10 protein-coding genes are annotated in these 12,749 nt (G+C 72.8%); 6 read left to right on the forward strand and 4 right to left on the reverse strand.

Features of this window, described 5'->3' with window-relative positions; genetic code table 11:
* The first annotated feature begins 26 nt into the window (after positions 1 to 26).
* From AB0F88_RS30080 to AB0F88_RS30095, 4 genes are all read left to right on the forward strand, one after another.
* Positions 27 to 3,563: an amino acid adenylation domain-containing protein gene (locus tag AB0F88_RS30080; protein WP_362691447.1), complete on the forward strand. Its 3,537-nt coding sequence runs from the start codon at positions 27 to 29 to the stop codon at positions 3,561 to 3,563.
* Positions 3,564 to 3,608: 45 nt separating this feature from the next.
* Positions 3,609 to 4,682 carry a hypothetical protein gene (locus tag AB0F88_RS30085; protein ID WP_362691450.1) on the forward strand — a complete coding sequence of 358 codons (1,074 nt, stop codon included), beginning with the start codon at positions 3,609 to 3,611 and terminating at the stop codon, positions 4,680 to 4,682.
* Between the two features lie 150 nt (positions 4,683 to 4,832).
* A complete protein-coding gene (locus tag AB0F88_RS30090) occupies positions 4,833 to 5,324 on the forward strand; it encodes a MarR family transcriptional regulator (RefSeq protein ID WP_362691453.1) in 492 nt (163 codons plus the stop codon).
* Positions 5,321 to 6,376 (forward strand): alpha/beta hydrolase, encoded by a 1,056-nt coding sequence (locus AB0F88_RS30095; RefSeq protein WP_362691456.1) that lies wholly within the window; start codon positions 5,321 to 5,323, stop codon positions 6,374 to 6,376. Before AB0F88_RS30090 ends, AB0F88_RS30095 begins: the two co-directional genes overlap by 4 nt.
* 70 nt (positions 6,377 to 6,446) lie before the next feature.
* Here AB0F88_RS30095 and AB0F88_RS30100 read toward each other — a convergent pair whose 3' ends face one another.
* From AB0F88_RS30100 to entS, 3 genes are all read right to left on the reverse strand, one after another.
* A complete protein-coding gene (locus tag AB0F88_RS30100) occupies positions 6,447 to 7,097 on the reverse strand; it encodes a hypothetical protein (RefSeq protein ID WP_362691459.1) in 651 nt (216 codons plus the stop codon).
* Between the two features lie 90 nt (positions 7,098 to 7,187).
* Positions 7,188 to 7,637, reverse strand: coding sequence for a hypothetical protein (locus AB0F88_RS30105; RefSeq protein ID WP_362691462.1), 450 nt, complete (start codon positions 7,635 to 7,637; stop codon positions 7,188 to 7,190).
* 255 nt (positions 7,638 to 7,892) lie between these two features.
* Complete coding sequence (gene entS / locus AB0F88_RS30110) at positions 7,893 to 9,149, reverse strand: enterobactin transporter EntS (protein WP_362691465.1); 1,257 nt, start codon at positions 9,147 to 9,149, stop codon at positions 7,893 to 7,895.
* Positions 9,150 to 9,227: 78 nt separating this feature from the next.
* Here entS and panD point away from each other — a divergent pair, with 78 nt between their 5' ends.
* Together panD and AB0F88_RS30120 are read left to right on the forward strand one after the other, a co-directional pair.
* Entirely contained in the window at positions 9,228 to 9,635 is a 408-nt protein-coding gene (gene panD / locus AB0F88_RS30115; protein WP_362691468.1) for an aspartate 1-decarboxylase, read from the forward strand.
* A 3-nt stretch (positions 9,636 to 9,638) separates the two neighbouring features.
* Complete coding sequence (locus tag AB0F88_RS30120) at positions 9,639 to 11,270, forward strand: AMP-binding protein (protein WP_362691471.1); 1,632 nt, start codon at positions 9,639 to 9,641, stop codon at positions 11,268 to 11,270.
* Between the two features lie 101 nt (positions 11,271 to 11,371).
* On the opposite strand, the gene AB0F88_RS30125 is transcribed toward AB0F88_RS30120, so the two are convergent.
* A complete protein-coding gene (locus tag AB0F88_RS30125; protein ID WP_362691474.1) occupies positions 11,372 to 12,745 on the reverse strand; it encodes a salicylate synthase in 1,374 nt (457 codons plus the stop codon).
* Positions 12,746 to 12,749 lie beyond the last annotated feature (4 nt).

The following is a 12,749-nucleotide window of genomic DNA, read 5'->3' on the forward strand; positions in this document are numbered from 1 at the left end:
GCCTTACCTGACTTAAGGGGAGTTCCGTGCTGACCAGGGAAGAACTGCACCGTTCGCTGACAGAGCTGCTCGGAGAGCAGGTAGAGGCGCACGACAACCTCATCGAGCTGGGCATGGACTCGATCCAGCTGATGGGACTGACCGGCCGCCTGCGCCGCCTCGGCGTCGAGGTCGGCTTCGCCGAACTCGCGCGGCGTCCCACGCTGGCCGAGTGGTGGGAACTGCTCGACGAGCGCGGTGCCATCGCACCGCATCCGCTTCCGGCCTCCGCCTCCGCCTCCGGCCCTGACGCCGCCCCCGGCGCCGGCGCCGACCCCGACGGCGCTCCCGGCGCCGGCCCCGGCACGCGGCGGGGAGCCGCGGAGCCGGACGACGGGCCGTTCCCCCTCGCGCTCATGCAGCACGCCTACTGGATCGGCCGCGACTCCGGCCAGTCGCTCGGCTCCGTCGCCGCGCACCTCTACGTGGAACTCGACGGACGCGAGATCGACCCCGCCCGGCTGGAGGCTGCCGTCGTGGCGCTCGTCGAGCGGCATCCGATGCTGCGGGCCGCGATCTCCGACGACGGGACCCAGCGCATCCTGCCGGAGCGGCCCGGACCCGCCGTCACGGTGCACGACCTGCGCGCCGCGCCGGATCCCGGCGAGGAGCTGGAACGGCTGCGCGCCGAGATGTCCACCCAGCGGCTCCCCATCGAGACGGGCCGCGTCTTCGACGCGCGGCTGAGCCTGCTGCCGTCCGGCACGGCGCGGCTGCACCTGGACGTCGACATGGTCGCCGCCGACGCGATGAGCTACCGCACCCTGCTGGCCGACCTCGCGGCGCTGTACGAGGGCGAGAGCCTGCCGCCGATCGGCTACAGCTACGCGCGCTACCTCGCCGCCGACCCGCGCGCCGAGGCCCGCGCCCGCGACCGGCGCTGGTGGGGCGAGCGGCTCGGCGAGCTGTCCGGGCCACCGGAGTTGCCGGTCGTGCCGCAGCCGGGCGACCGGGTCGTCCGCAAACACCACTGGCTCGCCCCCGAGGACAGGCAGCGGCTGATCGCCCGTGCCCACCGGGAGGGCGTCACCCCCGCGATGGCGCTCGCCGCCGTCTTCGCCGAGGTGATGGGCGCCTGGTCGGCGACCCCCCGCTTCCTGCTGAACCTGCCGCTGTTCCACCGAGAGCCGATCCACCCCGACGTGGACGCCCTGGTCGGCGACTTCACCGGCTCCATCCTGCTGGAGGCAGACCTGTCGCGGGAGCTGCCGTTCACCGAGCGCGCCCGCGAGCTGCAGGCACTGCTGCACACGGCCGGCGAGCACAGCGACTACTCCGGCCTGGAGGTGCTGCGCGACCTGTCGCGGGCACGGGGCGAGCAGGTGCTCGCGCCGATCGTCTACACCAGCGCGCTCAATCTCGGCGAGCTGTTCGGCGACCGGGCGCGGCGCAGCTTCGGAGAGCCGGAGTGGATCATCTCCCAGGGGCCGCAGGTGCTCCTCGACGCCCAGGTCACCGAGGTCTCCGGCGGGCTGCTGCTGAACTGGGACGTGCGCGACCCCGCTTTCCCCGACGGCGTCGCCGACGCGATGTTCGCCGCCTACACGGGCGCGATCACCCTCTTGGGCGCGCCGGACGCCGACTGGGGCGAGCCGCTGCGGATCGGCGCCTCACCGCACCGGCTGCGCCTGCGGCACGAGCTCAACGCCCAGCCGGCGCTGCCCGCGCGGACGCTGCACGAGGAGTTCTTCGCACGGGCGCGGCGCACCCCCGGCCTCGCGGCGCTGCACTGGGGCACCGGTGACGACGGCACTGACGGCACCGGGGGCACGCTCACGTACGGCGAGCTGGCCGACCGCGCCCTGCGCGTCGCCGCCCATCTCGTGGAGCGGGGGGTACGGCCGGGAGACCGGGTCTCCGTCGAGCTGCCCAAGGGGCCCGACCAGGCCGTGGCGGTGCTCGGCACGCTGGCGGCCGGGGCCGCTTACGTGCCCGTCGGGGCGGGGCAGCCCGCCGCCCGGCGGGAGAGGATCCTCAAGACGGCCGGGGTCGCGGTCTCGCTCACCTCGGCCGTGACGCACCCCGCGCCGCTGGACGGGCCGGTGCCCGTCGCCCCCGACCAGGTCGGCTACGTGCTGTTCACCTCGGGCTCGACCGGGGAGCCCAAGGGCGTCGAGGTCTCGCACCGGGCCGCGATGAACACGATCGGCGACCTGGTCGAGCGGTTCTCGATCGGTGAGTCGGACGTGTCGCTCGCCGTGTCGGCCCTCGACTTCGACCTGTCGGTGTTCGACCTGTTCGCCCTCTGGTCCCGCGGGGGTTCCGTGGCGATCCCCCTGGAGGACGACCGCCGCGACGCCACCCGCTGGGCCGAGCTGGCCGGGCGGTGGTCGGTGACCGTGCTCAACTGCGTGCCGTCGGTGCTGGAGATGCTGCTGCGGACCGGCCCCGTGCCCAGCCTGCGGCTGGTCCTGCTCGGCGGCGACTGGGTCGGCACGCACCTGCCCGCGCTGCTGCGGGAACGCTCGCCGGGGGCCAGGTTCGTCGCGCTCGGCGGCACGACGGAGACCGCCATCCACTCGACCGTGATCGAGGTCGACGGCGAGGTGCCCGCCGACTGGACGGCGATCCCGTACGGCGTGCCGCTGCGCGGGGTGGCCTGCCGGGTCGTGGACGAGGCCGGGCGCGACCGCCCCGACTGGGCGCAGGGCGAGCTGTGGATCGGCGGCGCGGGTGTCGCGGACGGCTACAGCGGCGACGCCGAGCGCACCGCCGACCGTTTCGTCGTCCACGAGGGCACCCGCTGGTACCGGACCGGGGACATGGCCCGCTACCGGCCCGACGGCACGCTGGAGTTCCTCGGGCGGCGCGACCACCAGGTGAAGGTGCGCGGGTTCCGGATCGAGCTCGGCGAGGTCGAGACCGCGCTGGAGAACCATCCCCGGGTGCGCCGCGCCGTCGGCCTGCTCGCCGACTCGCGGCTGGCCGCCGCGGTCGTGCTCGCCGGTGAGACGGAAGCGGCGGAGACGGGAGCGGGAGAGACCCGCGCGGGGAAGACCGGTGCGCGGGAGACCGGGACCGAGGAGCTGCTCGCCCACGTACGGGAGCTGCTGCCCCCGCACATGGTCCCGGACCTGCTGGTGACCCTGGACGAGCTGCCGCTCACCGCGAACAACAAGGTGGACCGCAGGGCGCTCGCCGCCCTCGTCACCGCGGCGGCGGGGGAGACGGGCGTGCCCTACGTCGCGCCGGACAGCGCGCTGGAGCGGGTGCTGGCCCGGGTCGTCGGCCAGGTGCTCGGCGTGCCGAGGGTCGGCGCGCACGACGACCTCTTCGCGCTCGGCGGCGACTCGGTGCTGGCCACCACCATCATCGCGCGGCTGCGCGAGGCGCTCGACGCCTCCTCGCTCCCGCTGCGCGCGCTGTTCACCGAGCGGACCGTGTCACGCGTCGCCCAGCGGTTCACCGAGGTCGAGGAGACCCCGGGCAGGCTGGAGGCGGTCGCCGGGATCTGGCTCATGGTCGAGGGCATGTCCGAGGACGAGCTCACCGAGCGCCTGGGCGCCGGAGAGCCCGGCCGGTAGTGCTTCGTCTGCAAACTTTTCCGCTGGAAGGCGCGTCTCATCCGTATGGGAACGCTGTTTCGCGGCACCGCTGCGGCCATCGCCTTTCTCGCCGCCACCGGGCCGGCCGCCGCCCACGCCGTGGCACCGGCCGGTCGGTGGAGCATCGTCCATGACCACCTCCGTGACTCCTACGACGCGGTGACGGTGACGCCGGGCGGGGCGGTCTGGGTCGCCGGGACGAGACGCCCGGATCGCGGATCGAGCCGCACCGAGTCGCTCCTGCTCAAGGGCGGCCGGTCCACCTTCAAGCGGGTCACCGGGCCGGGCTTCCGGGTGAAGCGGCTGACGTCGGCGTCCGACACCAGGGTCTGGGCGTTCGGCGCGTCGCGGTACGCCCGGTGGGACGGCAAGCGCTGGCAGGCCAAGCGATGGCGCCATGGCCGGGTGGATCGGGCGTACGCCATCGGCAAGAACCTGTGGGTCATCGAGAACTCGAACACGTTCCCCGCGGCCGGTGACGCCGGGTGGAAGGCGCGGTCCACGCTGCGGCGCCTGGCCGGGTCGGCGTGGCGCAAGGTCGGCACGCCGATCGTGGTCAAAGGACTCGACGGCAAGTGGGCGGCGGGCTCGGTGCGGGGCACGGCGGCCCTGGCCCGCTGGACCGGTACGGCCTGGCGCACGGTCGCGCTTCCCGCGATTCCGTCCGCGCGCTCGAACCAGATCTCGGAGTTGACGGATGTCGCGGTCGACGGTGAGACCGGCCGGGTGATGGCCGTCGGCTGGGTCGCCTGGCCGTGCGGCGGTGCGAAGCGCTCCTTCTGCGGCGAGACTTTGCTGCTGTCGGGCTATCTGGGCGGCTTCAGCTTCGAGGTCCGTGGTGAACCGGGCATCCAGCCGCGCGCCCAGGCGGAGCCCGACGGCAGAGGCGGGGCCTGGGTCGTCTACGACGCCAAGGGCGGCGGCAGCGGGTTTCTGCACATCGGCGCCGACGGTGTCGAGCCGGGCGCCTTTCCGGCTCCGCCGAACCAGGACGCGTTCGTCCGTGACCTCGCCATCCGGCCGGAGAGCGGTTCCGTCTGGGCGGTCGGCGCGGCATCTTCCGGCCGCGGCGGTTTGATCTGGGCTCACGGCCGCTGAGCCGGCTGCGGCGATGCGTGCGCCCGGTCCCGGGTGGACAGCACCGCCTCCGGACGCACCTGCAACTCCGACCGTGGAGCAGGCAGGGCCTCGAGATCACGGATCAGGCGATGACGCCCGATGGTCAACACGATGTAGACTATTCACATCATGGCAAGTACATCGGGTGGAGGTCGCGACGTCGAGCACCTGGCGTCCCGGCTGCGGATGCTGGCCCTGCAGCGTTCGGACGCGTGGCTGGACCTCGACCTCACGCTGCCGCAGCTGCGCGTGTTGTTCGCCGTCCGCCGCCGAAGCGGCTGCACGGTCTCAGAGCTGGCCGAGACCCTCGGACGGCGGCTCGCGGCCACGTCCGCCCTGGTGAACCGGATGGTCCGCGCCGGGCTTCTGTACCGGGTGAGCGATCTCGACGATCACCGGCGGATCCGGCTGAAGCTCACCGACGAGGCGGAACGGATGCTGACGACGACGGACCAGCGGTCGGCGGAGAGGTTCGCGGCCATCTTGGGACGCATGAGCGCGCAGGGCCGGGCGGCGCTGGCCGGCGCCCTGAGCGAGCTCATCGAGCTCGTGTCGTCGGACCTCTCCGAAGACCGCGCACCGGGCCCCGACCCCTACCGCACGGAAGAAGGACCCTCATGAGCACGTATCCGTACCGCAACCCCTATGAGGGCCTATCCGAAACGATCGACATCAAGGCCGTCCGCGACGCCGGGTTCCGGCAACACCGGTTCGACACCGGGGCCGTGCGGCTCAATTACGTGGTGGGTCCGGACAACGGACCTCCGCTGGTCCTGCTGCCGGCGCAGATGGGGACCTGGGAGAGCTACCAGCGGGTGCTGGTGCCGCTGTCACGCCGGCTGCGGGTCTACGCGCTCGACGTGCGCGGGCACGGCACGTCGAGCTGGACCCCGGGCGAGTACTCCTGGAAACACCTCGGCGCGGACATGACGGCCTTCCTCTCCGAGGTCGTGCGATCCCCCGCCGTCATCGCCGGGAATTCCTCCGGCGGGCTCCTCGCCCTGTGGTGCGCGGCCAACCTTCCCGATCAGGTCGCCGCGGCGATCCTGGAGGACGCCCCGGTGTTCTCCGCGGAGATGCCCCGCTTCCGTGACCAGGACCGTTTCGTGTACGGCGGGCTGAAACACCTCGTCGACACCCTGGGCGACCCCCACCACCGCGATCTCGCCGACTACTTCCGCGGCCTGACGCTCCCGGTCTCCGAAACCCGGGAGAAGCGCGTCCCGGACTGGTTCGTCTCCTTCCTGTCCCGCCGCGTCCAGGCGTTCCGGACTCGCCATCCCGGCCGGCCGGTGGACATCCCTTACTTCCCTCTCAAGCTCCGCCTGCTGCTCAAGTGCCTGTCCATGTACGACGTGGACTTCGCGCGGGCCTTCGTCGACGGCCGGTTCTACGAGGGACTCGACCACGCCGACGCGCTCACTCACGTGTCGTGCCCGCTGCTGGTGCTGCACGGTGACTGGCGGCGCGTGCCGGGCCGCGGTCTTGTCGGCGCGATGGACGACGAGGACGCGGCCCGGATCAGGCGCCTCGTACCGCACAGTCGGTACAGGAAGATCAAAGCCAATCACGTGATCCATATGTCGAGACCCCGCCGGTACGTGGAAGCGGTGAACACCTTCCTCCGGGAGGACGTCTCGGGCGAGTTCGCCGGTCCGGCGAGACCGGCATGATGCTACTCGTGACTCCTCTCCACCCGAACGGGGATCGCACCGGCCGCCCGTTCGGAGGGCGGTCGCCGTCTCAACCGGCAAGGGACAGGGCCCACTCGGCAACGCGCAGCCCCCGGGTCGTCCAGCTGCGCGGGGCGTAGCCGAAGTTTCCCCGTACCTCCCAGGCGAGATCGGCGAACCAGACGCCACGGCTCGCAACCACTCGCCCCCCCGTTATCGGCCTGTAGAGGAGTGCGGCCGGCCGCTTGAGGCGCATGTTGGACACGACCTGGACGCCCGACCAGCCGCCGCGCAGGAAAGGCGTGACGGTTACCTTCCCGCGCGTGGCGGCGCCCATCTCCTCATCCGGCGGGCCCGCGCAGCCCTGAGCGACACGCGTGGCGGCATCGCTCAGTTCACGCGCGGCCGCCGGGTCGGAGGCCCGGATGAAGCGGACCTCCAGCGGCGGGTCGGTGGCGAGCCGGACGACGTGCACCGGAAAATTCCGGCGCACCGACACACTCCCAAGCTCGGTGCACAGCCAGAAGAAGTTGTGAGCCCCGTGAGATCGCGACGTGTCATCCGGCTCGTGGGCGCGCAGGCGCTCGGTGAGCTCCGCTATGGAGTGTGCGGGTGCGACATGGACGGGTTGGATCGCGGTGGTGGCATTGACACTCCCGGCGGCCACGCCGAGAAGAACGGTCGCTGAAGCCGCTGAAACAGCCCTGACGAGTCTGCCCATGCCCGGTTCAACGGCCGAGCGCCACCCAGGTTCCGGGACCGGGACGGCGGGACCGCATACCTGCCGCCTCGCTCGCGCCACCTTCCCGAGTCAGCGTCTGGGGGAGAGCTTCAGCACCGCCTTGCCGCGGGAGAGCGACACCACCCGTATTCCGATGCCGTTGACCGACCCCGTCGAGCGGAGGCCGAGCACCGCCTGCGAGGTCACCCCGGGCCCGGTGGCCCGCACCCGCACGGAGGTCCGGTTGAAGGAGATGGACAGCCGGGTGACGCCGAATCGGGGACTGACCCGGAAGCGCACCGCCTTCGAAAGGGTGAGGTTGCACTTCCCGTCGTAGCACGCGCGGAGATTCGGAGCGGCGGTCCTCCCCCGCGCGGCGGTGTCCGTCGCCGGGGCGGCGGCCGCGACCGGAGCGAGGACGGCCGCCTGTGTCTCCACCCGTGTCTCCGCCGGTGTCAAGCCGGACTGCGCCGGTGCCGTGCCACCGGTCAGGGCGGCGAACAGCAGGAGGGCGACGGTCGTCTGGGCCGTCTGGGCCATGGGCTTCCTCTCGTCGTTCCTCCGGACTCCTCCCGGGACCGGCGATGCCTCGCCGGCCGGACGTCGCCGGTGGTCGTACGTCGGCAGGGATGGTCGTACGTCGGCAGGGATATGACGGGTTCGTTGTCACTCCTCACCATCTGACAGAGGCGGCCGTTTTTCCAGCCGTTCCGTCGCACCGGTTCCGCCGGTTCCGCCGGGGTGCCCGCGCCCGGGCCGGTGCGCCTCCGCGTCCGGGGGCCGGGTGTCCCGGGACTACGTCTCCTGCGGTTCTGCGTCCCGCGGATCGGCCTGCAGGGTCGCGCCGCGCAGGCCGGTGAGCGTGAGGGCGAGAGCGAGGGCCAGGGCGGCGCTGGCGGCGCCGTACACGACGATCGCGGTGCCGGGCGCCAGGTAGCGGCCGAGCGCGCCCGCGCCGAGCGCGCCGACGGCCTCGCCGCCGGTCTCCTGGGCGGCCCACAGCGCGTTCACCCGGCCGAGGTAGCCGTCGGGGGTGTGCGCCTGGATGAGGCCGTAGCGGAGGATCTCCTCGATGGACGCGACCAGGCCGTACCCGAAGAGGATCGCGACGGCGAGCGCGGGATGGGTCGCCAGCCCGAGGCAGGCGAGGAGCGCGAAGCCGCAGACCGACGCGACGAGCAGCGCCCTGCCCGGCGCGCGCGACCGCCCGGCCCAGCCGCTGGTGACCGAGCCGAGCACCGCGCCGCAGGCGGGCGCGGCGTAGAGCAGGCCGATCGTGGCCGGGCCGCCGCCCAGCTGCAGGGTCGCGAACGCGGGCATGAGCACCGGGATGCCGCCCGCCACCATGAACAGCAGGCCGAGCAGCATGAGCGAGCCGACCACGCGGTGCGAGGCCACGAACCGCAGCCCCGAGGCGATCGCCCTCAGCGGGTTCTCCGTGACGGCGGCGGCCGGTCGCAGGGCGGGCAACCTCGTCAGCAGGCCGAGGGTGGCGAGCGTTCCCACGGCCGCGGCCGCGTAGTTCCAGCCGACGCCGAACGCCGACACGGTCAGGCCGCCGAGCGCGGGGGAGAGCATCGAGCCGAGCCGTACGGTCAGCGCGTTGAGCGCGCCCGCCGCGACCAGCTTGTCGGTGGGGACCAGGGCGGGGGTCGCGGCCAGCAGCGCGGTGACGCTCACGCCGGTCGCCAGCCCGTCCCAGGCGGCGAGCACGTAGATGGCCGCCAGCGAGGGGGAGGGCAGGAAGGCGTTCAGCGTCAGCAGCGCGAAGCCGATGCCGGCCGCGGTGCGCGCGACCAGCATCAACCGGCGCCGGTCGTGCCGGTCGGCCAGCACGCCGCCCCACAGGAAGCCCGCGAGCAGGGCGAAGCCCTCGGCGGAGGAGACCGCGCCGACGTGCACGGTCGACCCGGTCATCGCGTAGACCTGCACGGGCACCGCGACCATCAGCATGCCGATGCCGAAAACCGACACGGTGCGCGCCACGAAAACGTCGCGGAAGGCTCTGCTGGTCCGGAGCGGGCTGATGTCCATGGCCAGACGGCGCAGCATCTTCGGGGTTCTCCTCGACGGGCAGAGTGGATAAGGTGAGGCTTACCTTAGTTGACCTTAAGGAAAGAGGACAGGCCAGTGCAACGGGTCCTTATGAACGGAAAAATCCACCGTGCCACCGTGACCCAGGCGGATTTGCACTACGTGGGTTCCCTGACCATCGACGCCGAGCTGATGGCCGCCGCCGACATCGTCGAGGGCGAGCAGGTCCATGTCGTCGACATCGACAACGGCGCCCGCCTGGTCACCTACGCGATCACCGGCGAGGCGGGCAGCGGGGTCGTCGGCGTCAACGGCGCGGCGGCCCACCTGATCCATCCCGGGCACCTGGTCATCATCATCTCGTACGGGAACTTCGACGACGCGGAGGCGCGGGCACACCGGCCCAGCGTCGTCCACGTGGACGGCGCCAACCGGGTGGTCGCGCTCGGCACCGACCCGGCCGAGCCGGTCGCGGGCGCGATGGCCCAGATCGCGGGGCGGTGACCCGTGGAAGGATTCACCCCCTGGCCCGAGGAGTTCGCGGCGCGCTACCTGGCCGAGGGCTACTGGAACGACCGGTTGCTCGGCGACGTGCTGCGCGGTGGCGACCCCGGGCGGACCGCGCTCGTGGCCGGGAAGGAGCGGCTGACCTACGCCGAGCTGGACCGCCGCGCCGAACGCGCCGCGGCCGGTTTCGCGCGGCTGGGCATCCGGCGCGGTGACCGTGTCGTGGTGCAGCTGCCCAACACCGCCTCCTTCGTCGTCGTCTTCCTCGCCCTGGTCAGGATCGGCGCCGCCCCGGTGCTCGCCCTGCCCGCGCACCGCAGCAGCGAGATCGGCTACCTGTGCGAGCTGAGCGAGGCCAGGGCGTACGTCATCCCCGACGTGCACGGCGGGTTCGACTACCGCGAGCTGGCCCGCTCGCTGGCCGTGGAGCACGTCGTGGTGGACGGGGACGCCCAGGAGTTCACCGCCCTGGCGGACCTCGATCCAGGCCTCGATCCCGCCCTCGACACCGGCTCCGGTCCCGCGCTCGACTCCGGTCAGGGCGCCGGCTCCGGTCCCGTGTCGTACGAGCGGCCCGATCCGGCCGAGGTGGGGGTGTTCCTGCTCTCCGGCGGCACCACCGGGCTGCCGAAGCTGATCCCGCGCACCCACCGCGACTACGTCTACAACCTGGAGGCCAGTGCCGAGGTCTGCGGCTTCACCCGCGAGACGGTCTACCTCGTGGTCCTCCCGGTCGCGCACAACTTCGCGCTCGCCTGCCCGGGTGTGCTGGGGGTGTTCGCCAAGGGGGGCACCGTCGTCCTGGCACCCTCCGGGTCACCCGACGAGGCGTTCCCCCTCATCGAGCGGGAGCGGGTGACGGTGTGCGCGGTGGTGCCCCCCATCGCGCTGCTCTGGCTGGAGGAGGCGGCCTGGTCGAACGAGGACCTGTCCTCGCTCCGGCTGCTGCAGGTGGGCGGGGCCAAGTTCGCCGCAGAGCGGGCCGCGCAGGTTCCCGGCGTGCTGGGCTGCGCGGTGCAGCAGGTGCTGGGCATGGCCGAGGGGCTGCTCAACTACACCCGGCTGGACGACCCCCGCGAGCTGGTCGACACCACGCAGGGCAGGCCGCTGTCCCCGGCCGACGAGATCCTCGTGGTCGACTCCGACGGCGCCGAGGTCGCCCCCGGCGAGGTCGGCGAGCTGCTCACCCGCGGCCCGTACACCCTGCGCGGTTACTACCGCGCGCCGGAGCACAACGCGCGGTCCTTCACCCCCGACGGCTTCTACCGGACCGGGGACCTGGTCCGGGTGCTGCCCTCCGGCCACCTCGTCGTGGAGGGCCGCGACAAGGACCAGATCAACCGGGGCGGCGACAAGATCTCCGCCGAGGAGCTGGAGAACCACCTGCTGGCCCACCCCGCGGTGCACGACGCCGCCGTGGTCGGCACCCCGGACCCGGTGATGGGGGAGCGGACCTGCGCCTTCCTGATCGTCCGGGACCAGGCGCCGACCCTCCGGGAGATCAAGCGGTTCCTCAAGGAGCGCGGCGTGGCGGGATACAAGTGGCCCGACCGCGTCGAGCTGGTCGAGACCTTCCCCCGCACCCCGGTCGGCAAGATCAGCAAGAAGGAGCTCGCCGCGAGCCTGGGTTGAGCGCCTTCACGCGGAGGTCCGCCCTCACGTGCGGGGAAGGCGCGTGAGGGCGGACTACGGACGATTGGACGGTGTGCGGGAAACGACGGGGTGGCGTTTCCTCAGGCGCGCGGGACCACGTACGGGGCGATGCTGGAGAGCTTCTCGCAGGTCTCCTCGTACTCCCGCTCGGGCGTCGAACCGGACACGATGCCGGCGCCGGCCCGCAGCCAGGCCCGGCCGTTCTCGCTGTAGACGGCGCGCAGCACCAGGGCGGCGTCCATCGCGCCGTCCTGGGAGACGGTCAGGACGGCTCCGGCGTACAGGCCCCTGGGCTCCTCCAGCCGGGCTATCGCGTCGATCGCCCCCGGCTTGGGGACGCCGGAGGCGGTCACGCCGGGGAACAGCGCGTCGAGCGCGTCCCAGCCGGTGCGGCCGGGGGACAGCTCGCCGCTGACACTCGACCCCAGGTGCTGCACGCTGCCGCGCTCCTTCACCGTCATGAAACCGGTGACCCGGACCGTGCCGGGCGCGCACACCCGGTACAGCTCGTCCTGCGAGGCGCGTACGGACACCGCGTGCTCGAAGATCTCCTTGGGGTCGTTCTCCAGCTCGCGGCGGGTCTTCGAGTCCACGTCCTCGCCCCGGCCGAAGGCCCGCGTGCCGGCCAGCGGCTGCGTCGTCACCGTGCCGTGCCCGTCGACGCTCACCAGCACCTCGGGGCTGAACCCGGCGGACTGGAAGCCGTCCAGGTCGAGGAGGAAGGAGCGGGCCGGGGTGTTGGCGGCCCGGCCGCACGCGTACGTCGCGACGACGTCGACGGGGAACGGGATCGGCAGCCGCCGGGAGACGATGACCTTCTCGTAGAGCCCGGCGTCGATCTCGGAGATCGCCTGGGCGACCCGCGACCGGTACACGTCGCCGCCGGGGCGCACGTCGACCGGTGACGGCGCCGGTGCCGGCGGCCTGGGCACACCGCCCCGGCCGGACAGCAGCTCGGCGACCCGCTCCGCCTCGTCGGGGTCCACGCTCACCACCAGCGCGCGTCCCGCCTCGATGCGCACCTCGGTGCGCGGCACGACCAGGTGGGCGAGCCTGCCCGCCGGGGTGAGCGCGGCGAACTCGAACGCGATCCAGCCGTAGGCGTTCCAGACCGGCCACGGGGCGGCCCGCAACGCCGCCTCCAGCGCCGCGGCCGGACGGCCGGACCACGGCTCGTCCACCGAGTCGAGCGAGTGCACCGAGCGCATCGAGTCGAACGAGACGAGCGACTCCAGCGGGTCCATCGAGGTCGCGGAGGCCAGGGAGGGCCCGTCCAGCCAGCGGCTGCGCACGACTCCGGGTTCGAGGATCACCTCGCCCGCGACTCCGCCCGCGAAGGTCCACAGACCCGGTCGCTCGTACACGGTGTAGTCGTCGAACAGCCCGGACCCGGCCAGGCGGGTGACCAGACGCAACGGGTCGGCTGCGCTCTCGACCACTACCTCTGCGCGCATCTCA

This window comes from Streptosporangium sp. NPDC023963, assembly GCF_040639135.1.
In the GTDB taxonomy this organism is placed as follows: Bacteria; Actinomycetota; Actinomycetes; order Streptosporangiales; family Streptosporangiaceae; genus Streptosporangium.